18 protein-coding genes are annotated in these 22,968 nt (G+C 74.8%); 13 read left to right on the plus strand and 5 right to left on the minus strand.

Features of this window, described 5'->3' with window-relative positions; all coding sequences use genetic code 11:
* On the minus strand, window positions 1–1,023 hold a 1,023-nt coding region (locus ABT048_RS39865; protein ID WP_350526548.1), incomplete at its 3' end, for a YobF C-terminal domain-containing protein.
* A gap of 109 nt (window positions 1,024–1,132) precedes the next feature.
* Between ABT048_RS39865 and ABT048_RS39870 the strand changes: the two genes are divergently transcribed.
* The 8 genes from ABT048_RS39870 (at window position 1,133) to ABT048_RS39905 (ending at window position 12,458) form a co-directional block, all read left to right on the plus strand.
* On the plus strand, window positions 1,133–1,846 hold the full coding sequence (locus ABT048_RS39870; protein WP_350526549.1) for a sugar phosphate nucleotidyltransferase: 714 nt from the start codon (window positions 1,133–1,135) through the stop codon (window positions 1,844–1,846).
* A gap of 428 nt (window positions 1,847–2,274) precedes the next feature.
* The gene (locus ABT048_RS39875) at window positions 2,275–3,009 is read left to right on the plus strand and encodes a LuxR family transcriptional regulator (RefSeq protein ID WP_350526550.1); all 735 of its coding nucleotides are present in this window, start codon (window positions 2,275–2,277) and stop codon (window positions 3,007–3,009) included.
* A gap of 106 nt (window positions 3,010–3,115) precedes the next feature.
* Window positions 3,116–4,099, plus strand: coding sequence for an ATP-binding cassette domain-containing protein (locus tag ABT048_RS39880; protein ID WP_350526551.1), 984 nt, complete (start codon window positions 3,116–3,118; stop codon window positions 4,097–4,099).
* A 158-nt stretch (window positions 4,100–4,257) separates the two neighbouring features.
* Complete coding sequence (locus ABT048_RS39885) at window positions 4,258–5,328, plus strand: cysteine synthase family protein (RefSeq protein WP_350526552.1); 1,071 nt, start codon at window positions 4,258–4,260, stop codon at window positions 5,326–5,328.
* A complete protein-coding gene (gene argH / locus ABT048_RS39890; protein ID WP_350526553.1) occupies window positions 5,325–6,866 on the plus strand; it encodes an argininosuccinate lyase in 1,542 nt (513 codons plus the stop codon). Before ABT048_RS39885 ends, argH begins: the two co-directional genes overlap by 4 nt.
* Window positions 6,863–8,164, plus strand: coding sequence for an ATP-grasp domain-containing protein (locus tag ABT048_RS39895; protein WP_350526554.1), 1,302 nt, complete (start codon window positions 6,863–6,865; stop codon window positions 8,162–8,164). The genes argH and ABT048_RS39895 overlap by 4 nt, the downstream gene beginning before the upstream one ends.
* Window positions 8,161–11,496, plus strand: a complete 3,336-nt coding sequence (locus tag ABT048_RS39900) for a non-ribosomal peptide synthetase family protein (RefSeq protein WP_350526555.1) — start codon at window positions 8,161–8,163, stop codon at window positions 11,494–11,496. The genes ABT048_RS39895 and ABT048_RS39900 overlap by 4 nt, the downstream gene beginning before the upstream one ends.
* Window positions 11,493–12,458, plus strand: a complete 966-nt coding sequence (locus tag ABT048_RS39905; RefSeq protein WP_350526556.1) for a GHMP family kinase ATP-binding protein — start codon at window positions 11,493–11,495, stop codon at window positions 12,456–12,458. The genes ABT048_RS39900 and ABT048_RS39905 overlap by 4 nt, the downstream gene beginning before the upstream one ends.
* Before the next feature lie 84 nt (window positions 12,459–12,542).
* Here ABT048_RS39905 and ABT048_RS39910 read toward each other — a convergent pair whose 3' ends face one another.
* From ABT048_RS39910 to ABT048_RS39925, 4 genes are all read right to left on the minus strand, one after another.
* Window positions 12,543–13,490: a TauD/TfdA family dioxygenase gene (locus ABT048_RS39910; RefSeq protein ID WP_350526557.1), complete on the minus strand. Its 948-nt coding sequence runs from the start codon at window positions 13,488–13,490 to the stop codon at window positions 12,543–12,545.
* A 78-nt stretch (window positions 13,491–13,568) separates the two neighbouring features.
* Window positions 13,569–14,396 (minus strand): ABC transporter permease, encoded by an 828-nt coding sequence (locus ABT048_RS39915; protein ID WP_350526558.1) that lies wholly within the window; start codon window positions 14,394–14,396, stop codon window positions 13,569–13,571.
* Window positions 14,393–15,649, minus strand: coding sequence for a methylaspartate mutase (locus ABT048_RS39920; RefSeq protein WP_350526559.1), 1,257 nt, complete (start codon window positions 15,647–15,649; stop codon window positions 14,393–14,395). Before ABT048_RS39920 ends, ABT048_RS39915 begins: the two co-directional genes overlap by 4 nt.
* On the minus strand, window positions 15,646–16,050 hold the full coding sequence (locus ABT048_RS39925) for a cobalamin B12-binding domain-containing protein (RefSeq protein WP_350526560.1): 405 nt from the start codon (window positions 16,048–16,050) through the stop codon (window positions 15,646–15,648). Before ABT048_RS39925 ends, ABT048_RS39920 begins: the two co-directional genes overlap by 4 nt.
* Before the next feature lie 435 nt (window positions 16,051–16,485).
* Between ABT048_RS39925 and ABT048_RS39930 the strand changes: the two genes are divergently transcribed.
* From ABT048_RS39930 to ABT048_RS39950, 5 genes are all read left to right on the plus strand, one after another.
* Window positions 16,486–18,285 carry a fatty acyl-AMP ligase gene (locus tag ABT048_RS39930; RefSeq protein WP_350526561.1) on the plus strand — a complete coding sequence of 600 codons (1,800 nt, stop codon included), beginning with the start codon at window positions 16,486–16,488 and terminating at the stop codon, window positions 18,283–18,285.
* The gene (locus tag ABT048_RS39935; RefSeq protein ID WP_350526562.1) at window positions 18,282–20,204 is read left to right on the plus strand and encodes an acyl-CoA dehydrogenase family protein; all 1,923 of its coding nucleotides are present in this window, start codon (window positions 18,282–18,284) and stop codon (window positions 20,202–20,204) included. Before ABT048_RS39930 ends, ABT048_RS39935 begins: the two co-directional genes overlap by 4 nt.
* A complete protein-coding gene (locus tag ABT048_RS39940) occupies window positions 20,201–21,082 on the plus strand; it encodes a hypothetical protein (RefSeq protein ID WP_350526563.1) in 882 nt (293 codons plus the stop codon). The genes ABT048_RS39935 and ABT048_RS39940 overlap by 4 nt, the downstream gene beginning before the upstream one ends.
* Before the next feature lie 97 nt (window positions 21,083–21,179).
* Window positions 21,180–21,452 (plus strand): acyl carrier protein, encoded by a 273-nt coding sequence (locus ABT048_RS39945; protein WP_350526564.1) that lies wholly within the window; start codon window positions 21,180–21,182, stop codon window positions 21,450–21,452.
* A 94-nt stretch (window positions 21,453–21,546) separates the two neighbouring features.
* The coding region (locus tag ABT048_RS39950) for a condensation domain-containing protein (RefSeq protein WP_350526565.1) at window positions 21,547–22,968 on the plus strand (1,422 nt) is incomplete at its 3' end.

The raw sequence follows: 22,968 nt of genomic DNA on the forward strand, positions 1-22,968 counted from the left end.
GTGCAGCGGGTAGTCGCAGGCGGCGGCGAGCTGGCGGTAGGCGTTGATCATCACGACCGGGTCGTTGTGCTTGACCGAGATCTTGATGTCGCGGACCGCGACCAGGGCGGCCCGCAGCTCCTCGTAGGTCGGCGCCAGTGCGCGCAGGCCCGCGATCACGGCGGCGTCGTCCTGGACGACCAGCGGGTACTGGAGCCCGCCGAGGATCCGGGCCTGCCGGCCCAGCACCTCGGCCGCGGTGCGGAAGCCGATCCCCGCCAGGGCGGTGGAGGCGTCCGACAGCCGGCGGGCACCGGCCCGGACCGAGAACTTCTCCATCACCTGGCGGATGTCCGGGTCCAGGCCCTCGGTCACCTGCTCGGCCAGCCGCTCCAGGCCGGCCGCGGTGCCGAGCGAACCCGGCGGCATGTCGGCGGCGCCGGTGCTGCGGCCCCGCAGCAGCTCCACGGCGTGCGGCAGCGAGGCCCGCAGGGCCTCGGCCACGGTGGTCTCCCGGACCCGGGTGAAGCCGGTGCGCAGCACGAACGGCCGCTCCACGTAGTCGATCTTCTCCGCCTGCCAGGCGGCCAGGAAGGCCGGCACCGGCAGGGTCGCCCAGGGGTGGCCGTGCGGGTCGTGGAAGACCACGGTGTCCCCGTCGACCGCCACCACCAGCACGTAGTGGTCGGCGCCGATCGCCTCGCCGGAGCCGGGCTGCTGGAGCAGCAGGCCCATGTCCAGCGGACCGGCCAGCGCCGGGCCCTCGGCGACGGCCGCGCGCAGCCGCGCCTCGGCCTCCTCGGGGTCGTCGCCGTCACTGCGCCGGCACTCCCAGCCGAGCAGGCCGATCGCCGCGTCCAGGCCCTGCTCCGGGTCCCAGCCGAAGGGATCGAAGAACGGCAGCACCCCGTCGATCAGCTGGAAGCCGAACGGTGACCCGGTCAGCACCTCCAGCACCGGCGTGCCGGGCGCGCCCGGACCCAGCGCCATGGCGAGCGAGTTGGAGAAGCAGTACGGGCCGGAGCCGATGTAGGGGAACAACACGACCTCATCACATGGAACTTGACAGCACGTTCCCGCTCACCTTAGGCACCCGCGGCTGACCTCCACCACTCGGCACGAAGCACACCACCCCAGCGGAAGGGACTCGATCATGCACGCTTTCATCATGGCCGGCGGCAAGGGCGTCCGGCTGCGGCCCTACACCACCGCGCTGCCGAAGCCCCTGGTCCCGATCGGCGACCAGCACGCGATCCTGGAGATCGTGATGCGCCAGCTCTCGGCGGCCGGCTTCACCCGGGTCACCCTCGCGATCGGACACCTCGGCCACATCATCCGCGCCTACGTCGGCGACGGCACCCAGTGGGGCCTGGAGGTCGAGTACGCGGTGGAGGACAGCCCGCTGGGCACCCTCGGTCCGCTGGTCATGATGCGGGACCGGCTCCCCGAGCACTTCCTGGTGATGAACGGCGACATCCTCACCTCGCTGGACTACGCGGCGGTCCTGGAGCGGCACCGGACGTCCGGCGCCCCGCTGACCGTCGCCACCCACAACCGCCAGGTGAACATCGACTTCGGCGTGCTCACCACGGACGACGGCCGGATCACCGGCTTCCGGGAGAAGCCGAGCCTGGCCTACCAGGTGTCCATGGGCGTGTACGGCCTGAGCCGCGCGACGCTGGAGGGCTACACGCCCGGTCTGCCGCTCGGCTTCGACGAGCTCGTCCTGGACCTGCTGGAGCGCGACACCCGCCCGGCCACCTACGAGTTCGACGGCTACTGGATGGACATCGGCCGCCCCGAGGACTACGACCGGGCGAACACCGAGTTCACCACCCACCGCGACCTGCTGCTCGGCAGCCGCTGACCCCGCCCGTCCCCGGACCGCAATCCTCCCCGAACCGCACGCCGCGCCGCCCGACGGATCCAGGGGCGGCGCGGCGTGCCCGTTCGCGCCGGCCGGGCGCGCGGAATTCGCCGAAAGCGCCCGCGAGGTGGTGCATTTGCTTTGGCGTGCAACTGTTTGACCGGCTCGAACAGCGGCTCCTAGGGTGAAGTCCATGGAGAGAACGGGGGCTCTCGGCGGTTGCCGTGCCTCGAAGGCGGCCGCGTTGCGTTTGCCATGACCGGCCGGGCCTCATGCCCTCCTGAACGGACGTTGCGAGTCAAGCATCAGGGGGAAATGTGACGAGTACGCCTGTCAATGATCCGTCCGCCGTCATCACCGTGCCCGCCGGGCCGATTCCGCCGTCCGAGCAGGCGGCGAGAAAACCGTCCAGCGGGGAAATCGAGAGCATGCTGCTGGAGGCCCGCCGGCTCGTCGAGTTCGCGGTCGACCGGCACCGCAGCGAGGGGCGGCTGCTGACCGCGCTGGGGCCGGAGGAGGGCACGGAGACCGCCGAGCACCTGGTCGCTTCGGCCACCCGCTCGCTCGCCGTGGTGCTCTCGGGGCACCACGACGAGGAGATCACCCGGCTCGTCTCCTGCCTGGGTCGGGCCGCGGCGCGCGGGGTGGACGTCCGGCTGCTCGCCGGGGTCGGCCTGCTGGAGAACCGGCTGCTCCTCGAACGGCTGGACAAGTACGCCGCGGGCGTCGAAGTCCGCCTGGTGGGCGCGGCGTTGCAGGACATGGTGCTCGCCGACGGCCTGGTGAGCGTCGTCTGGTCGCGCGCCGCCGGGCCGTCCCGGGAGGCGGTCCTGATGCGGGCCCCGGCCGTCCTGCGCAACCTGCGCACCCTGTTCATGACCTCCTGGAACGGCAGCGCCCCGCTCGCCGACCACCGGCGGCTGAGCGACCGCACCCGCAGCGCCATGGCCCGGCGGATCCTGCTCGCACTCAGCTCCGGACGCACCGACGAGGTCGCCGCCCGGGAACTCGGCATGTCCGTGCGCACCTACCGGAGGAACGTCGCCGAGATCACCCGCGAACTCGGCGCGAACTCGCGATTCCAGGCCGGCGCCCGCGCGATGGAACTCGGCCTGCTGCCGCCGGCGACCGCCGAACACCACCCCACCCGGGCCGCCGGATGAATGGCAGCTTGCTGTAGCGCTCCTTGCCGCGGAAAGGCCGAGGAATGTACGAATTCTGGTGCCCCCCGATCCGTACCCGCCCGCTCTCTGCGAGGAATGACATCCGGTGAACAGCGTGATGATCGAAGCGATAGACGTGAGCCGGTCCTTCGGCAGCACGCAGGCGCTCGGCGGAGTCAGTTTCGGGATAGCGAAAGGGCAGGTGCTCTGCCTGCTCGGGCACAACGGAGCCGGCAAGAGCACGCTCGTCAGCATTCTGTCCACGGCCCTGCCCCCCAGTTCGGGCACGGCCAGGGTCGCCGGGTACGACGTGGTGCGGGAGGCCCGTGAGGTCCGCCGCCGGATCGGGCTGACCGGTCAGTTCGCCGCCGTGGACGAGAGCCTGTCCGGCCGGGAGAACCTGGTGCTCGTCGCCCGGCTGCTCGGCGCGAGCCGGGCCGAGGCCCGGGCCCGGGCGGACGAACTGCTGGACACCTTCAGCCTCACCGGCGCGGCGGACCGGACGGCGGGGACGTACTCGGGCGGGATGCGCCGCCGCCTCGACCTCGCCAGCAGCTTCGTCGGCCACCCGCAGGTGCTCTTCCTCGACGAGCCCACCACCGGGCTCGACCCGGTCAGCCGCGGCGGCCTGTGGGACCTGGTGCGCGCCTGCGTCGCCGAGGGCACCACCGTGCTGCTGACCACCCAGTACCTCGAAGAGGCCGAGCAGCTGGCCGACCGGGTCATCGTGCTCGGCCAGGGCCGGACCATCGCCGACGGCACCGTCGCCGAACTCAAGGGCCGGCTGGGCGGCAGCACCGTCCGGGCGCAGCTCGCCGAACCGGCCCGGGCGGCCGCCGCGCTCGACGCGCTGCGCCGGGCCGGTCTGGAGGCCCGCGCGGGCGAGGCGGACGGCGCGGTCGTCGTGCCCGTCGGCGAGTCCACCGCACTGGCCGTGGTCGTCCGCGCCCTGGACGAGGCCGACCTGGGCATCACCGGGATCTCGCTGACCGAGCCGACCCTCGACGACGTCTACCTGGCCCTGGCCGAAGGCGCCGCGCCGCTGCCCGACCGGGCCGACCCCCGGACCGGCGTCCCGGTCCCCTCCTGATGGCCGGCTCCCGGCCGCGGGCCGCGCCGACCGGGAGGCCGCACCCGTGAACCTGTGGATCCTCTACCGGCTCGCACACCCAACCCCTGTCCTCGTCGGCCCGCCCCGGGATGCCGGACCGGGCACGCCGGTCCCCACCGAATCCCCTGGGAGCTCCCATGACGGTGACCACCGCGCCGTACCACTCGATCACCGAAGCACAGATGATCCCGCGCCTCGTCCGGCTCGGTCCCAACCTTTACGGCGCCGTCTTCACCCTGATGAAGCTGCTGCCGGCCCACTACATCCTCCAGCGGGCCGAACAGCGCGGTGAACTCGGCGACGGCCCCGTCGTCGAGACGACCTCGGGCACCTTCGGCCTCGCCCTGGCGATGCAGTGCGCCCTGATGGAGCGTGAGCTGATCCTGGTCAGCGACCCGGCGATCGACCCCAACCTGTACCGCAGGCTGACCGACCTCGGCGCCCGGGTCGAGATCTGCCGGGACCCGGCACCCGTCGGCGGCTACCAGGAGGCCCGGCTGCGCCGCCTGGCCGAGATCCGCGCCGAACTGCCCGAGTCCTTCTGCCCCGAGCAGTACAGCAACCCCGACAACCCCCGCTCGTACGGGGTGGTCGCCGAGATGCTGCACCGCACCCTCGGGGACGTCGACTGCGTCGTCGGACCGGTCGGCTCCGGCGGTTCGATGTGCGGCACCGTCCGCGGCCTGCGCGAGCACACCCCGCAGACCCTGGCGATCGGCGTCGACAGCCACCGCAGCGTGCTCTTCGGCCAGCCCGACGGGCCGCGCGGCCTGCGCGGGCTCGGCAACAGCCTGTGGCCGGCCAACCTCGACCACGGCGTCTTCGACGAGATCCACTGGTGCGACGCGGCCGAGGCGTACGCCCAGACCCGGGCCCTGCACGCCCGGCACGCGCTCTTCCAGGGCCCGACGAGCGGCGCCGCCCACCTCGTCGCCCGGTGGTGGGCCGACCGCCACCCGGACCGGCTGTGCGTGGTGATGCTGCCCGACGAGGGGTACCGCTACCAGGCGACCGTGTACGACGACAGCTGGCTCGCCGACAACGGCCTGCTCCTGGACGCCCCGCCGGTCGAGCCGGTCACCGTCGCCTCCCCCGCCGAGGCCGGGCCGGGCTGGAGCCGCTTCGACTGGGCCCGCCGCGCCTACGACGAGGTGCCCGGGACCGTCGCCCGCACCGACCGCCCGCTGCCCGAGCGGGCCCTGTCGTGACCGTCACCGGACGCCTCACCCGGACCCTCGGCGCGCGGACCCGGCGCGTGGTGTACGGCGAGTCGGGGCCGGCGGACATCCGCCGGGAACTGGGCGCCACCAGCACCGTGGACCTGGCGCACGTCGTGATGCTCACCGAGAGCGGACTGCTGCCGCGCGACGCGGCGGCCGCGCTGCTGCGCCGGATCACCGCGCTGCGCGCCGACGGCTTCCGCGAGCTCTACGACCTGCCGGCCCCGCGCGGCCTCTACCTGATGTACGAGGGCCACCTGGTGGCCGAACTCGGCTCGGAGGTGGGCGGGAAGCTGCACACCGGCCGCTCCCGCAACGACATCAAGGCCACCATCACCGCGTTGCGGCTGCGCGCCGAACTGACCGCGCTGCTCGGCGAGTTGCTGCGGCTCCAGGCGGTCCTGCTGGCCCGGGCCCGCGCCCACCGCGGCGTGGTCATGCCGGTCTACACCCACTTCCAGCCCGCGATGCCGGTCAGCTACGGCTATTACCTGGCGGGGATCGCGACCGCGCTCGACCGGGACGTCGAGTCCCTGCAGCAGGTCCTCGACCAGCTGGACCGGTGCCCGCTGGGCGCCGGGGCGGTGGCCGGCACCGACCTGCCCATCGACCCGGCCCGCACCGCCGGGCTGCTGGGCTTCGCGGACGGCCCGCTGCACGCCACCGACGCCGTGGCCGCCCGCGACACCATGCTGCGCGCGGTCGCGGCGGCCGCCTCGGCCGCGGTGACGCTCAGCCGGCTGGCCACCGACCTCCAGCTGTGGAGCACCCAGGAGTTCGGCTTCGTCGAGTTCCCGGAGCGGCTGGTCGGCGGCAGCTCCGCGATGCCGCAGAAGCGCAACGCCTTCCTGCTGGAGCACGTCAAGGCCAAGGCCGGGCTGGCGGTCGGCGCCTGGACGGCGGCGGCCTCCGCGATGAAGTCGACGCCCTTCACCAACTCCATCGAGGTGGGCACCGAGGCGGTCGCCGCGGGGTGGCCCGCGCTCGCCGCCGTCCTGGACTCGGTGCTGCTCGGCCAGGCCCTGGTGGGCGGCGCCCGGCCCGTCCCGGCGCGGATGGCGGAGCGGGCCCGGGAGGGCTTCGTCACCGCGACCGTGATCGCCAACCGGCTGGTGGCCCGGGGCGTGCCCTTCCGCACCGCGCACCACGTCGTCGGCGAGGCGGTGCGGGAGGCCGTCGAGGCCGGGGCCACCGAGCTGGCCGCGATCCGCCTGCCCGACGGTACGGGCGCCGACTCGGCCGAACTCCCCACGCTGCGCGAGGTGGTGGACGACCACGACCGCGGCGGCGGCCCGGGCGAGTGCGACCGGACGGTGCGGGTGCTGCGGGAGCGGCTGGCCGGGCACTGCGACCGGCTCGCCGCCCAGCGGGCCCGGACCGCGCAGGGCGAGCTGCGGCTGGCGGAGGCGGTGGCGGCACTGACCGGCCCGCCGGTCCCCGCGACCCGCGCCGCAGCAGCGGGCACGGACACGGACGCGGGCGCAGACGCAAACGCTGACGGAGACGGAACGGAGAGTGCGCCGTGAGCGCGACGGCAGGACAGCACGACGGCGCGGACGAACGGCGGCCCGACGGGCCGTGGTTCGCGCTCCTGGAGAGCAACACCACAGGGACCGGACGCGAGTTCTGCGCGGCGGCCCGAGCCAGGGGACTGCGCCCGGTCCTGCTGACCCGGGACCCGGACCGGTACCCCTACGCGACCGAGGACCGCATCCCCACCCGGGTGCTGGACACCGCGGACCCGGACGCCGTCCTCGCCTGCTGCGCCGAACTCGCCGAGGACGCCGCCGGGTTGGCGGGCATCGCGTCCAGCTCCGAGTACTTCGTCGCGCCCGCCGCGCGCACCGCCCGCAAGCTCGGGCTGCCCGCGGCCGACGGCGACGCCATCGCCCGCTGCCGCGACAAGGAGCACCAGCGGACCGCGCTCGCGGCCGCCGGCGTGGCGGTGCCCGCCTTCGCCGCCGTGACCGAGGTGTCCGAGGCGGTACGGGCGGCCGACGCGATCGGCCACCCCGTCGTCCTCAAGCCGGTCAGCGGCTCCGGTTCGGTCGGCGTCCGGCTCTGCCGGGACGGCGCCGAGGTCCGGGCCTGGGCCGCGGAACTGCTGGCCCGGGCCACCGACGAGCGCGGCGCGCCGGTCGCGGCCCGGATCCTGGTCGAGGCGGCCGTGCACGGGCCGGAGTTCTCCGTCGAGACCTTCGACGACACCGTGGTGACCGTCGTCGCCAAGCACACCGGCGCCGAGCCGTACTTCGTGGAGACCGGGCACGACGTGCCCGCGCCGGTGCCCGACGCGACCGCCGCCGCCCTCGGCGACACCGCGCTGCGGGCCCTCGCCGCGCTCGGCCTCGGCTGGGGCGCGGCCCACACCGAACTGCGGCTGACCGAAGCCGGACCGGTGGTGATCGAGGTCAACCCGCGGCTGGCCGGCGGGATGATCCCGGTCGCCGTGCGGGCCGCACTCGGCACCGACCTGGTGGACGCGGTGATCGCCCGGGTGGCCGGTCTGCCCGCCGGCCCCTCCGCCGGCGGCGCCGGACACGCGGCGATCCGCTTCCTGCCCGCCGACCGCGAGGGCGTGGTCGCCCGGGTCGGCGGACTCCCGGACGCGGCGGCGGCGCCCGGCGTGGTGGCGGTGACGTCCGGCACCGCCGAGGGCCGGACGGTACGGATCACGCACTCGTTCCAGGACCGGCTGGCCTGCGTGGTCGCCACCGGAACGGACGCGGACGAGGCAGCACAGCGCGCGGTGACCGCCGCGCGGCTGATCAGGATCGAGCTGGCGGAGCCGGCGACGCTTGGACGAGGAGTCGGGGGCCGATGACGGAGCACGCGGACAACCAGGCGTTCACCAGGGTTCCCCGGTGGACCGCGCCGACCGCCCGGGAGGAGGGCGGCGCGGTCCACGACACCCGGATCGCCGAGGACCTCACCCGCACCCTGGAACGCCGGGCCGCCGAGCTGGGGGCCGATCTTCCCGCCCTGCTGACCGCCGCCCACGCCCGGGTGCTCGCGACCGTGGCGGCCGAGCGCGCGCTGCTCGTCGGCCACCTGCCGCCGGGCGGCGCGGGAACGGTCCGGCCGCTGCGCCTGGCCGTCGAGAACTCCACCTGGGCGGAGCTGGTGGCGCGGACGGCCGCCGCCCCGGCCGGGCCCGCGACCGACGCGGCGGCCGCCGCCGGGGGCCGCCCGGAGGTGGTCCTGGACCTGTCCGGCCTCGCCGCCGACGGCACCGCGCCCGCCCCGGCCGCCGCCGACGGCACCGCGCCCGGGCAGGCCGACACCCCGGCCGCCGCGCTCGCCGACGGCGCCGTGCTGGGCGTGGCCTGGCACCGCGACGGGACGGGCCTCACGCTGCGCCTGCGGTACGACCGCGCCGCGCTCGACGCGGGCCACGCCCAGCGCCTGGCCGGCTACCACCTGGTGGCACTGGCCAACCTGGCGGCCGGCCCCGGCGAGCGGCACGACCGGCAGAGCCTGCTCTCGGACCGCGAGGTCGAGAAGCAGCTCTACGGCCTGGCCGGGCCGCGCGCCGAGCTGCCCGACCGCACCTTCGTGGACCTCTTCGAGGAGCGGGTGCGGGCCGTGCCCGACGCCGTCGCGGCCGAGCACGCGGGGGAGCGCTGGACCTACCGGGAGCTGGACGAGCGGGCCAACCGGGTCGCGCACGCCCTGGTCGGGGCGGGCGCCGCCGCCGAGGACGTGGTCGCCGTCGTCATGGACCGCACCCTGGACTGGCTCGCCGCCGCCCTCGGCGTGTTCAAGGCCGGCGGCGTCTACCTGCCCGTCCGCCCCGACTTCCCGGTGGACCGGGTGGCGACCCAGTTCGAGCGCAGCGAGTGCCGGTTCGTGCTGACCGGGCCGGGCAGCGAGACCCTGGCCCGGGAGGCGTCCGCGGCCGTCGCGCAGCCGCCCGTGGCCCTGTCGGTGCCGGAGATCCGCACCCGCCCCGACCTCTCCGACGCCCCGACCGGGGTCACGGTGACGCCCGGGCAGGCGGCGTACATCTACTTCACCTCCGGCTCGACGGGCGCCCCCAAGGGCGCGGTGTGCGAGCACGCGGGCATGCTGAACCACCTCTTCATGAAGATCGAGGACATGGGGCTGGCCGGGGGTGCCGACGAGGTCGTCACCCAGACCGCCTCGCAGTGCTTCGACATCTCCCTGTGGCAGTTCGCCGCCCCGCTGATGGTCGGCGGCACCGTGCGGATCGTGGACACCGACACCCAGCTCGACGTCGCGGGCTTCCTCGACGAGATCGCCGACGGGCGCGTCACGGTGATCCAGATCGTGCCGTCCTACCTGGAGGTGCTGCTGACCCACCTGGCCCAGCACCCGCGCCCGCTCGGCCGGCTGCGCACCGTCTCGGTCACCGGGGAGGCGCTCAAGTACGAGCTCGTCCAGCGCTGGTTCGCCGCCTACCCGGGGATCAGCCTGGTCAACGCCTACGGCGCCACCGAGGTCTCCGACGACACCATGCACGAGGTGCTGCGGGGGCTGCCCGACCGGGACTTCGTGACGGTCGGCCGCTCGCTGCGCAACGTCAACACGTACGTGCTCGACGAGAACCTGGCCCTGGTGCCGCTCGGCTCGCCCGGCGAGATCGCCTTCTCCGGCGTGTGCGTCGGGCGCGGCTACATCAACGACGAGGAGCGCACCCGGCAGGCGTTCGTCCCCGACCCGTTCCGCCCCAACACCCGGATGTACCGGACGGGTGACTTCGGCCGCTGGCTGCCCGAGGGGCGGATCGAGTACCTGGGCCGACGGGACGAGCAGGTCAAGATCCGCGGCTTCCGGATCGAGATCGGCGAGATCGAGAACAAGCTGCTGGCGATGCCCGGCGTGCGGGAGGCCGCCGTCGTCATCGACGGGGGCGCCGGCGACCTGCGCAACCTCGTCGCGTTCTTCGCGGGCGAGGAGGACCTGCCGGCCGAGCGCGTCCGCGACTTCCTGGCCACCCTGCTGCCCGACTACATGGTGCCCACCTACTTCCACCAGGTGGAACGGCTGCCGCTGACCGAGAACGGCAAGATCGACAAGAAGGGCCTGGTCCGGATCGCCGGGACCCTGGGCCACGGCGGCGCCCCCTACGCGGCCCCCAGCACCCCCTCCGAGCAGCGCCTGGCCATGCTGTGGGCCGAGGTGCTCGGCGTACCGCTGGAGCGGATCGGACGGGCCGACAGCTTCTTCGACCTCGGCGGCACGTCGCTGGCCGCGGTGCGGCTGCTGGTCCACCTGGACCGCGCGCTGTCCCTGAAGGACCTCGTCGGGCGTCCCGTCCTCGCCGACCTGGCCGCCGCCCTGGACGCCCGGGGCCGCGGCGACACCGCCCCGGCGGCCACCGGCCTGCTGCAGCCGCTGTCGGCCGCCCGCGCCCCGCACCACACCCTGGTCTGCTTCCCGTACGCGGGCGGCAACGCCGTCAACTTCCGTTCGCTGGCCGCGGAGCTGGAGCGGGACGGCTTCGCCGTCGAGGCGGTGGAGCTCCCCGGGCACGACTTCCCCGGCGGCCCCGACGCGGCCGGCGAGGGCGCGGACGGGGAGCTGCCGGACGTCCCGGAGCTCGCCCGGCGGGTCCGGGACGAGATCATCGAGCGGATCACCACGCCGGTCCTGATCTGGGGGCACTGCGCGGGCGCCGCGGCGGCGCTGGAGACGGCCCGCCTCCTGGAGGAGGCCGGCCGGCCGGTCGAGCGGGTCTTCGTCGGCGCCCTCCTGCTGGCCGAGACGGAGGAGCTGCGCGCCGAGATGGCCGAGGTGTCCGCCGCCGACAACCAGGCCCTGCTGGCCCAACTGCGCGCCGACAACGCCTACGTGGAGCTGGACGCGCTCAAGCCGGAGCGGGCCGACGTGGTGGGCCGGGCCTACCGGCACGACGTCCTGACCGCCAACCGCCAGCTGATCCGGCTGCGGGAGGACGGCGCGCGCTACCGGCTGGACGCGCCGGTGGACGTCGTGGTCGCCCGGGACGACGCCTCCACGGCCGGCTTCGAGGCCGCCCACGGCGACTGGAAGGCGGTCTCCGACCGGGTCGAGCTGCGCGAACTCACCAGGGGCGGCCACTACTTCATCAGCACCCGACCGGGGGAGACCGCCGACGTGGTGCGGCGGGCCGGCCGGCGGACCGGGCAGTGGGACGAGGAGGAGGCCAGGTGACGGCCGAGATCATCACCCCGGCGCCCGGCCGGGCGGCCACCGCCCGGCCGGGCGCCGGGATCGGCACCGGGGCGGGCAGCGGGACCGGAACCGGGGTGAGCACCGGGGTGAGCACCGCCTTCGGCACCTTCGGCGAGCTGCTCCAGGGCGTCCTGCCCGAGGAGGACGGGGACTTCCTGGTCACCCTGCCGGTCGCCCGCTGGGCGATGGCCAGGTTCGAGCCGGACCCGGACTCCGACGTCCTCCGGGTCTGGCCGCCGCACAAGAAGAAGGCCCTGCGCCTCACCGCGATGATCATGGCGGACGCCGGGCGGCCGGCCGGCGGGCTGCTGAAGATCCACAGCACCCTGCCCGAGGGCAAGGGCCTGGCCAGCTCCTCGGCGGACCTGGTGGCCACCGCCCGCGCCGTGGCCAACGCCCTGGACGAGGCCATGCCGCCGCGCCGCATCGAGTCCTACCTCGCCCGGATCGAACCGACCGACGGCGTGCTCTACCCCTCGATCGTGGCCTTCCACCACCGCACCGTGCGGCTGCGCGCCCGGCTGGGGTCGCTGCCGTCGATGGCGGTGGTCAGCGGCGACGAGGGCGGCGCGGTGGACACCGTCTCCTTCAACGCCATCCCCAAGCCGTTCACCGCGGCCGACAAACGGGAGTACGTGCGGCTGCTGGACCGGATCACCGGGGCCGTCGCCCGCCGGGACCTCGCCGAGGTCGGGCGGGTCGCGACCGCCAGCGCCCGGATGAACCAGGTGCTGCGCCACAAGTGGTCGCTGGAGGGGATGATCGGCATCTGCCGCGAGGTGGGCGGCCTGGGCGTGGTGGTCGGCCACAGCGGCACCACCCTCGGCATCCTGCTCGACACGGCCTCGCCGGACTGCCCGGCGCAGCTCGCCGCGGCCGCCCAGGCCTGCCAGGACCTGGTCGGCAACGTCACCGTGTACCGCACGCTGAGCTTCGACTGACCGCCGGCCCGCACGACGGAGCGGGGCCGCGCCCGGAACACCCGGGTGCGGCCCCGCTCCTTTCGTGCGGCCGGTGGTGGCGGCTCAGGGACGGAACGGCTCGCCCAGCCCGACGACGATCTCCCGCTCGCCCCGGTACGGCTCGCGGCTGTGCGCCGTACGGACGTTGTCGACCACCAGCAGGTCGCCCCGCTGCCAGGGCTCGCGCACCGTGTGTCGCTCGTAGACCTCGTTGATCGAGTCCACCGTGGCGGCGTCCAGCGGTGTCCCGTCGCCGTGGAAGGTGTTGAACGGCAGCCCCTCGGGGCCGAACTCGGCGATCAGGAACTCCCGCACCTCGGGGGCCATCGTCCACTCGTTGAGGAAGGCGATCTGGTTGAACCAGCAGCGCTCGCCGGTGTCGGGGTGGGCGATGACCGCGGGCCGGGTCTGCACGGTGCGCAGGGCCCCGTCGGAGTCCCAGTGCGTCTCGATGCCGTCGGCCGCGCAGTAGCGGTCCACCTCGGCGCGGTCCGTGCTGCCGAACGCGTCCTGCCAGCGGATGCCGACGAACGGGTTGTAGTGCCGGGTCAGCCGCCAGCCGTGCCGTTCGAACCGCTCGACCAGGCCGGCCGGCAGGTCCTCCAGGACCAGCCGGGCGTCCGCGAGCGCCGTCACCCCGCCGCTCGTCGGCGGGGTGACGCAGGCGAAGGCCAGCAGGCGCGGCGCCCGGGCCGCGTAGCTCATCTCGTGGTGCATGCACATGGGCTGGTCGGCCGGCCAGTGCGAGGAGGAGTACACGCCGGGGGCCGGGTACGGGTCGCGCGGGGCGAACCCCTCGCGTTCGACCAGGCCCTCGCCGAGGACGCCGGCCACGACGGCGGCGGCCCGGTCCCGGCCCGCCAGGTCCAGTCCGCGGACCAGGACGGCGCCGTGCTCGGCCGCCAGCCCGCGGATCTCCGCGCGGTGGCGCGCCGTCCAGGCCTCGGCGTCGGTGCCCGGGTCGGGCGCCGCGTCCAGGCGGACCAGCGGCCGTGATCGCAGTTCGGTCATGGGTGCTCCGTTTCGTGGAGGTCCGGGGACGTCCGTACGGGAGGACGTCCGGTCCGAGGGGAGGGAGTCGTCGCGGGGTCAGGCCACCGGGCGGCGGAACGCCCGGACGGCGGCGGCCGACCCGACCACCGCGACGAGCACGCTGGTGCCCAGGGCGGCCCACACCCGGGTGCCCAGCGGCAGGTCGAGGGCGAGCGCCCGGCTCGCGTCCATCGCGTACGACAGCGGGTTGAGCCTCGCCAGCAGCTGGAGCCAGCCCGGCAGCCGGTCCGCCGGCACGAACGCGCTGGACGCGAACATCAGCGGGAACGTCACCAGGTAGCCCGCGCTCTGCATGGCCTCCGCGTTGCGCAGCCACGCGGCCAGGGCGAGGAAGATCCAGGTCATCGCCCACACCACCGCACAGGTCAGCAGCAGGGCGGCCAGCAGCCCGAGCGGACCGCCGGCCGGATCGGCGTCCAGCACCACGACGGCGACCACCAGCAGGATCACCAACTGCACGGCGGTGCGCAGCAGATCGGCGAGGCTGCGGGCGATCAGCAGCAGCGGCGCGTGGATCGGCAGCGTCCGCAGCCGGGCCACCGCGCCGTTGTCCATGTCCCGGACCAGTCCGATGCCCGAGGCCACCGCGGGGCCGATCCCGGTGGTCACCAGGAGCGCCGGCAGCAGGTAGTCCAGGTAGCCGACCCGCGCCGGCAGGTGGCCGCGGTCGACGATGCTGCCGAAGACCTGACTGAGCAGCAGCAGCATGAACACCGGCTGCAGCATGCTCAGGACCACCGCCCGGCGGTGCGCCAGGTGCGCCCGGATCGAGCGGCCGGTGAGGATCAGCAGCTGCGCGGGCACGCTGCTGCCCTGCCAGAGCGTCGCGGCGGGGCGCTCCGGCAGCGGGGTGGTGGCGGTCATCGGGTGCCTCCTGGGTCGTAGGTGCGCTGGACCCGGGTCAGCGCGGTCAGCAGGTCGGCGGAGGTCAGCTTCCGGGCACCGGCCACGGCCGTACGGGCCAGCGGCAGCCGCCCGGTGTCCGACCAGCGCAGCCGCCCGTCGGTGTCGATGAAGCTCCTGGTCCGCCCCGCGTTGTCGGGGTGCAGGCAGAACGGGATGTCGAGCAGGCCGCGCCGGAAGGCCAGCAGCAGCGCCTCGCCGACGTCGTCGTGCAGCGCCAGCACGGTGTGGACCAGCGCGCGGGCCTCCGCGTACACCTCGGAGTCCACGCCGGGCCCGGCCCCGGCCGCCGGCCGGACGGCGGTGCGCGCCGCCCGAGCGGCGGTCTCCAGCGCCTCCACGTTGTCGGCGATGGTGGGGATGCGGTGCGCCTCGGCGGCGGTCTTGACGATGAGCCGGGCCGCACCCGACTCGACCGCCAGCCGCGCCGCGGCCTCCAGCAGCCGCAGCGCGCCGGTCCGGGAGGCCGGGTACACCCCCATGTAGGCGTAGACGACCAGGTGCCGGTCGACGCCCGGCAGCAGCTCGCCGGCCAGCGCGTCCAGGGCGGCCACCGCCTCCCGGTCCTGCTCCGGACTGGTCTGCTGGGCGTAGCTCAGGGAGACGCTGCGCAGGCCGTGCCGGGCGAAGAACACGCCCTCCAGGACGCTCAGCGCCACCAGCACCGACGGCGGGCACAACTGCCCGAGCATGCAGCCGCCGAAGCTCTCCAGGTGCGGCACCCGGTCGTCGGTCCCCGCCCGGGCGAGCATGCCGCAGACGGTCCGCCAGGCGGCCACCGCCTCGCTCAGCGGGGTGCGGCTGTACGGCAGGCAGTACGAGACCGGGCCGCCCTCGGTGGCGTCGAGCCCCAGGGCGAGCAGGGCGGCCACGATGTGCTCCGGCCGCGCCGAGCCGTGCCGCACCTGCACGGGGAACCCGGTGCCGTGGATGCCGTCCAGCACCGTGTGCGACACGGCGGGGGCGTGGGTGCAGATCGGGTAGCCGTTGAGCGGGACTCCCTCGGCGACGGCCAGCCGGGCCGCCGCCAGGTCGTTGACCCGGGTGTAGCTGTCCAGGGTCAGGGTGCCGACCGTGACGGCCTCGGCCGCCCTGGTCCGCTCCAGCCCCTCGCGCATCAGCCGCGGATCGCTGAACCCCATCCGCGGCTGCACCACGAGCTCGCCGCGCGCGTGCGCGCGGGCCACGAAGCCGCCGAACGACGGCGGGGTCACGACACGGCTCGGTACGGCGTCCGGGCGGCCAGGGCGCGGAACGCGGGCAGTTCCCCGTCGTCGAAGACCCGGTCGTAGCCGGCCGCCGTGAGCCGGCGGATCATGCCGACGTTGCGCAGGCCGTCGGTGACGAGTTTGCCGCCGATGACGACGGTGGTCGAGGCCAGTTCGGGCTGCGCCCGCAGCGCCCGGATCAGCCGCAGGCCGTCGTTGAAGCCGTGGCCGTTGACGCTGCTGACCACCACGAGCCCCGGCTGCAGCTCCAGGCAGGAGCGCACCACCAGGTCGTCCGGCGGGCACGGGCCCAGGTTCGCCACGGTGTGGCCGATTTCCTCCAGGACGAGCTGGAGGTAGACGAGATTCCAGGTGTGGGCGTCGGATGAGGTGCCGGTCAGCAGCACGGAAGGGGATTCGGTACCAGGTGAGGAATTCATGGGTCCAGGTGTCGAATTCATGGGAGTTCCGGTCTCGGGAGAACCGGCGTATTCCGGCGCCAGGACCGGTACGCCGATCACTCGGCGGAATGGGAGGAGTCCGATGCCAGCGGTCGGGAAAGGCGGCCTCGCGCTGACGGCCGCGCGCTGACGGTGCCTCGACTCTACTGCCCGTCAGAGCCCCCGGACCGGGTCCCGACTGGCCGGTACCGGAGGGCCGGAGCCCCCCGACGGGGCCCGCGGTGCAGGAAAGACCCCCGTCGCCGGGCACCTGCCCGTTCCGTCCTGCAGTTTGCTGTCAGCCGCCTTCCGCGGCCCGCCGGGGCGTCGCTAGAAAGAAGCTGCGGTGCCGGACCGGCGCGGCAGGAATTCCAGGAGCGAAGGCGAAGGGCAGGCATCCACATGGCGGAAATCGTCACCGCCCCCAGTGTCACCGCAGTGCTCGTCGGGCATGCGGAGAACATTCCGGAGAAGGACGCGCTGACATTCGTGAGCGATCCGCTCCGGGAGGACGGGGCGATCCGGCTGACGTACGCGGAACTGGACCGGCAGGCCCGCGAGATCGCCGTCCGGCTGCGCGCCGCCGGCATCGTCCCGGGCGAGCGGGCCGTGCTGCTCTACCCCGCCGGGCCGGCCTTCCTGACCGCCTTCCTCGGCTGCCTCTACGCCGGCGCCGTCGCCGTCCCCGCCTCGCTGCCCGGCCGCTACCGCCACGAGCGCCACCGCGTCGTGCGGATCGCCGCCGACGCCGGGGCCGTGGCGGTCCTGACCGACACCGCCACCAGCGGCGACGTCGAGGACTGGATCACCGAGGAGGGGATCGACGACCTCGCCCTGCTGGTCACCGACGACGGCGCCGGACCGGGCCCGGACGGCTGGACGATGCCGCCCGCCACGCACGACACCGTCGCCGTGCTGCAGTACACCTCCGGCTCCACCGGCGACCCCAAGGGCGTCGTCATCACCCACGGCAACCTGCTGCAGAACAGCTCCACCATCATCGACCGGTTCGGAATCGACGAGCACACCCCGTTCGGCGGCTGGATCCCGCACTTCCACGACATGGGGCTGATGGGCATCATCCTGCCGCCGCTGCTGCGCGGCGCCGGGACCGTCCTGATGAGCCCGTCCACCTTCCTCAAGCGGCCCCACCTCTGGCTGCACATGATCGACCGCTTCGGGATCCACACCAGCGCCGCACCCGACTTCGCGTACGAGCTGTGCGTCCGGCGGATCACCGACACCCAGGCCGAGGGCCTGGACCTGTCCCGCTGGAAGTACGCCGTCGACGGCTCCGAGCCGGTCCGCCCCGCCGTCCTGGACGCCTTCCAGCAGCGCTTCGCCCGGTACGGGCTGCAGCCCACCACCCTGAGCCCCTGCTACGGCATGGCCGAAGCCACCCTCTTCGTCTCCGGCGCGCTCGACGGCCGCCCCGTCGTGCGCCACATCGACCCGGACCTGCTGGAGAACCACGAGTTCCGCCCGGTGGCCGACGGCGCGCCCGGCCGCGCCGTGGCCGGCTGCGGGCCCGTCACCGGCGCCGAGATCCGGATCGTCGACCCCGGCACCCACCGCGTCCTGCCCGAGGGCGGCGTCGGCGAGATCTGGCTCCGCGGCCCCGTCATCGGCCACGGCTACTGGAACCGCGAGGCCACCAACGCCGCCGAGTTTCGCGCGACCACCGACGACGGCGACACCGGCTACCTGCGCACCGGCGACCTCGGCACCCTGTACGACGGCGAGCTGTACGTCACCGGCCGGCTCAAGGACGTGCTCAACCTGCGCGGCCGCAACCTCTACCCGCAGGACATCGAGCAGGAACTCCGCGTCCAGCAGCCCGAACTGGGCAGCCTCGTCGGCGCCTGCTTCGCCGTTCCCGGCGACGGCCCGCAGCGCGAGGACGTCCTCGTCGTCACCCACGAGGTGCGCGGCATCAAGGAGGAGGAGCTGCTGCGCCGGCTCGCCGCCGAGATGCGGTTGACCGTCGCCCGCGAGTTCGGCGCGCCCGTCGGGGCCGTCCTGCTGCTGCGCCCCGGCGGGGTGCGCCGCACCACCAGCGGCAAGGTCCAGCGCTCGGCGATGCGCGAGCTGTTCCGGGCCGGCGCCCTCGAACCCACCTACGCGGACTACCAGGAGAACCTCCTCCGCCCGGTCGCCGCCGCCCCCGCACCCGCCGTCGCCGCCGGGAAGGCCGGCGCATGACCGCCGCGGCGCCCCCCGCCCAGAGCCCCGCCGACACCGACCCGGTGGCGCGGCTCACCCGGCTGCTGCACGAACTCACCGGCCCCGGACAGCCCTTCGACACGGCCGGGCTGGCCGCCCTGGACGAGGCCGACACCTTCCCCGCCGACGCCTGCCGGGCCCTCGACGAGGCCGGCCTGCCCCGCTACTACGTGCCCGTCGAACACGGCGGCGCCCTCGACGACTTCGGCGTCGTGATGCGGCTGCTGCGCGCCGTCTCACGGATCGACCTCACCGTCGCCGCCGCCCACGGCAAGACCTACCTCGGCGCCGTGCCCACCTGGATCGCCGACGACGCCGGACCTGCCCGGCGGCTCGGCCGGCGGATCACCGCCGCCGAGGTGGTCTCCTGCGCGCTGACCGAACGCCACCACGGCAGCGACCTGCTCGCCGGCGAGGTCGTCGCGCGCCCCGCGCCCGACGGCGGCTGGCTGCTGGACGGCGAGAAGTGGCTGATCAACAACGTCACCCGGGCCGGCCTGGTGACCGTGCTCGCCCGCACCGACGACGCGGGCGGCCCGCGCGGCTTCAGCCTCTTCCTGGTCGACAAGGCCCGGCTGGCACCCGGCGCGCACACCGCCCTGCCCAAGGTGCCCACCTACGGCATCCGCGGCGCCGACATCAGCGGAATCGCCTTCCACCGGGCCCTGCTGCCCGCCGACGCGCTGATCGGCGCGCCCGGCCAGGGCGTCGAGATCATCGTCAAGGCCCTGCACATCACCCGGACCTGCTGCGCCGCCATGTCGCTCGGCGCGGGGGACCACGCCCTGCGCCTGGCCGCGGACTTCGCCGCCGCGCACCGGCCCGGCGGCGCCCCGCTCGCCCCCGGGGAGCAGGACGCGGCGCTCGCGCGGCAGCCGCACGTCCGGCGCGAACTGGGCGAGGCCGCCGCCGGTCTGCTCCTCGCCGAGGCCACCGGCCTGGTCGCGGTGCGCTCCCTGCACTCCCTCACCGGCGAGATGAGCGTGATCTCCGCCGTCGCCAAGGCCCACGTCCCGGCCCGGACCGACGCGGTGATCGCCCGGCTGCTGCACCTCCTCGGCCCGCACGGGCTGCTCGGCGCCGGAGACCCGCACGCCCTGTTCGCCAAGGCGGAGCGGGACCACCGCATCATCGGGATCTTTGACGGCAGCAGTCTCGTCAACCGCAACGCGCTGATCGAGCAGTTCGTGCGCATCGCCCGCGGCTACCGCAAGGGCCGCGTGGACGCGGACGGCCTCGCCGAGGCCACCGACCCGCACACCCCGCCGAGGCCCTTCCGGCCGGCCTCGCTCAGCCTGCTGTCCACCGGCGGCTGCTCCGTCGTGGCCGGACTGCCGGGGGCCGTCGCGGAACTGCGCGAGCGGGTCGCGGCGGAGCCGGCCGGTGCGACGACCGGCACGTCCGACACGTCGTCGGCGTCCGGCACGTCCGACGGGCTGCGCTCGGTGCTCGCGCTCGCCGAGCGCCTCCTCGACGCCACCGACCGCCTCCACGAGGCGATGGCGGCGGTCCGGTTCGCCCCCCGGGCCGTCCCGGCCGAGGCGTTCGACCTCGCCGAGCGCTACGAACTGTGCTTCGCGGCGGCGAGCGCCCTGCACCTCTGGCTGCGCGGGACCGGGACCGGGACCGGGAGCGGCGTCGGAGCGGTGCCGGACACCTGGCTGCGCGGCTGCCTCGTCACGGCGCTGACCGACCTCGGCGAACCCGTCGAGGACGCCGAGGCCGAGGTGCTGGACCACCTCGCCGACGACCTGCTCGCCTGCCCGCCCGGCACCTTCCTCTCCCTGCTGGAACAGCCCGGCGCCCGGAACGGCCCGGGCCACCCGGACGCCCCGGACCACCCGGACGCGCCGGACCACCGTGCGCCCGTCGGATCCCGGAAGGCGGAGGCCTCGTGAACACCACCACCGCAGCCCTCGCGGACGCCCTGGAACAGCGCCTCGGCGACCCCTTCGACCCGGCGAACCCGTACGGCTTCCAGGCCGTCGTCGCTGCCGCGGAGGCCGGCCGGCGCCCGGACGGGGACGCCTGGGAGGTCCCGGACGGCGACCCCGAGCCGGTGCTGCACGCGCTGCGGGCCGTCCACCGCCGGTCGCCCGCCCTGGCCGCGCTGCCGCCCGCGACGGCCGCCGGGGCCGGGGGCCTCGTCGAGGCCCTCGCCGTCGGTGCCGGCGTCGGCGCCCTCGACTCCGCCCTGCGGATCACCCTGCGGCACCTGCGGGCCCGCCGGCTCTACGGGGCCGCGGCGATCGACCTGCCGTCCCTGCGCTCGCTGCTCTCCGGCGCCTTCGCCGACCTCCTGCTCTGCGACGTGCTGGCCACGCTCGCCGTGCGCGAGGTGGCGGCCGGGCCCGCGCAGCACGGCACCCCCGCGCACGCCCTGGCGGTGCTCGGACCGCGCATCGTCCAGGGCGCGCTGGACCACCTCTCGGTGGTGATGGGATCGCGCTTCTACATCCGCGTGGGCGAGCACGCCGCGTTCCAGCTGCTGCTGTCCGAGACCCAGCGGGCCCTGTTCGAGGCGGGCCGGCGGACGCCGGAGGCCGACGCGGCCCCGGTCCCGCTCACCGAGCTGCTCGCCGACCCCGCGGTCGCCGCCCTCTGCGACCCGCAGCTGCTCGCCGCGGCCCCGGGGCGCGCACTGACCGGCCGGGTCCGACGGGCCGCGCAGCCGGCCGGCCCGGTGCACGAGCAGCTGTACGTGGAGCTCGTGGACCGCTACGAGGGCGGCCGGTCCTTCGACCTGGCCCGGCGAGCCCTTCCCGACCGGCCCTGACCCGCCCTGACCGGCCCTGACCGGCCCTGACCGGCCCTGACGGGACCCGGCCCACCGTCCCCACCGTCCCCCGACCACTGCCACCGAGGAGAGCCTGATGACCGACACCGGTACCGACACCCACACCGTCGAGAGCCTGCGCACCTGGCTGGTCGACTGCGTGGCCGCCCACCTGGAGCGGCCCGCGGACACCGTCGACCCCGCCGCGAGGCTCTCCGACTACGGCCTCGACTCGCTGTACGTCCTCTCGGTCGCCGCCGAGCTGGAGGACCACCTCGACATCTCCCTCGACCCGACCGTCATGTGGGACAACCCCACCATCGACGCCCTCAGCGCGGCCCTCATCGAGGAACTGGCCCGGGAGGCCTGACCCTCCGACGCCCACGCCGGCTCCCGTCCCGCCCCACGCGTCCCTGCCACGCCCGCAGTCCGCCACCCCGCAGATCCGAGAGGACCGCTCGTCCATGTCCGACGACGCCCGTACGCTCCGTCGACCCGTCACCGCCGCCCAGCTGGGCATCCGGGTCGCCCAGCAACTGCAGCCGGACAGCCCCCTCTACAACTGCGGCGGCTACTACGAGATCGACGGTCCGGTCGACGTCGACGTGCTCGCGCAGGCCGTGCGCCGGGGCGTCGAGGAGACGGAGGCCCTGCGGTCCCACTTCGTCGAGGACACCGGCCCGGACCACGAGCCCGACGGCGAACCGCGGCTCCACCAGCTGGTCACGCACGCCGAGGAGCGGCCGCTGCGCGTGGTCGACCTGCGGGACACCCCGGACCCGGAGGCCGAGGCGCACCGCTGGATGGCGGGGGAGATGGCCCGGCCGTTCGACCTCGCCCGCGGCCCGCTCAGCGTCCAGACCCTGCTCAGGCTCGCCGACGACCGCTCGTTCTACGTGCACCGCTACCACCACGCGGTGCTAGACGGCTTCGGCCAGTCGGTCTACACGGACCGCGTCGCGGCCCTCTACACCGCCCTGCTGGCCGGGCAGGAGCCCCCGGCGTCCCCCTTCGCGACGCTGGACCGGGTGGTCGCCGACGAGGCCTCCTACCCGGACTCGCGCCGGCGGCGGCAGGACCGCGCGTACTGGCTGGACCGCTTCACGGAGGTGCCGGACCCGATCACCCTCGCCGACCGTTCGGCCGGCAGCACCCACAGCAGCCTGCGCCGCGTCCGGACCCTGGACCCGGACCTGGTGGCCCGGCTCGCCGCCCTCGCCGAGCGGTCGGGCGTGCCGTGGCCCGCCCTGGCGATCGCCGCCACCGCGGTCCTCTACCAGCGGATGACGGGCCGGACGGACTTCACCTTCGCGCTCCCCCTCGCGGGCCGCACCGGCCGCACCGGGCTGACCACGCCGAGCGCGATGGTCAACGTCCTGCCCATCCGGCTGACCCCCGAGCCGGACCGCACCTTCGCCGACCTGACCGCCGACGTCGCCCGCTCGCTGGCGGACGTGATCCGCCACCAGCGGTTCCGCGGTGAGGACCTCGTCCGGGAACTGGGCCTGTCCGGCGGCCGCCAGGCCCGGCTCGGCCCGACGGTCAACGTGATGGCCTTCGCCGGCGAGCCGGTCTTCGGTGACAGCCCCGCCACGGTCCACCCGCTGTCCACCGGGCCGGTGAACGACCTGAAGGTCAACTTCTACGGCAGCGCGACGTCGCGCGGCGGGATCCGCCTGGAGTTCGACGCGGACCCGGCCCTCTACCGGGAGGACGAACTGACCGCCCACCAGGACCGGCTGGTCCGGGTGCTGGAGCAGGTCGTCGCCGACCCGTCGGTCCTCGTGGACCGGGTGGATGTGTTCGTGGCGGGTGAGCGTGAGCGGGTGTTGGTCGGCTGGAACGGTGAGTCGCGGGTTGTTCGTGATGTGTCGTTGCCGGTGTTG

This window comes from Kitasatospora sp. NPDC096140 (assembly GCF_040303045.1).
Lineage (GTDB): Bacteria > Actinomycetota > Actinomycetes > Streptomycetales > Streptomycetaceae > Kitasatospora.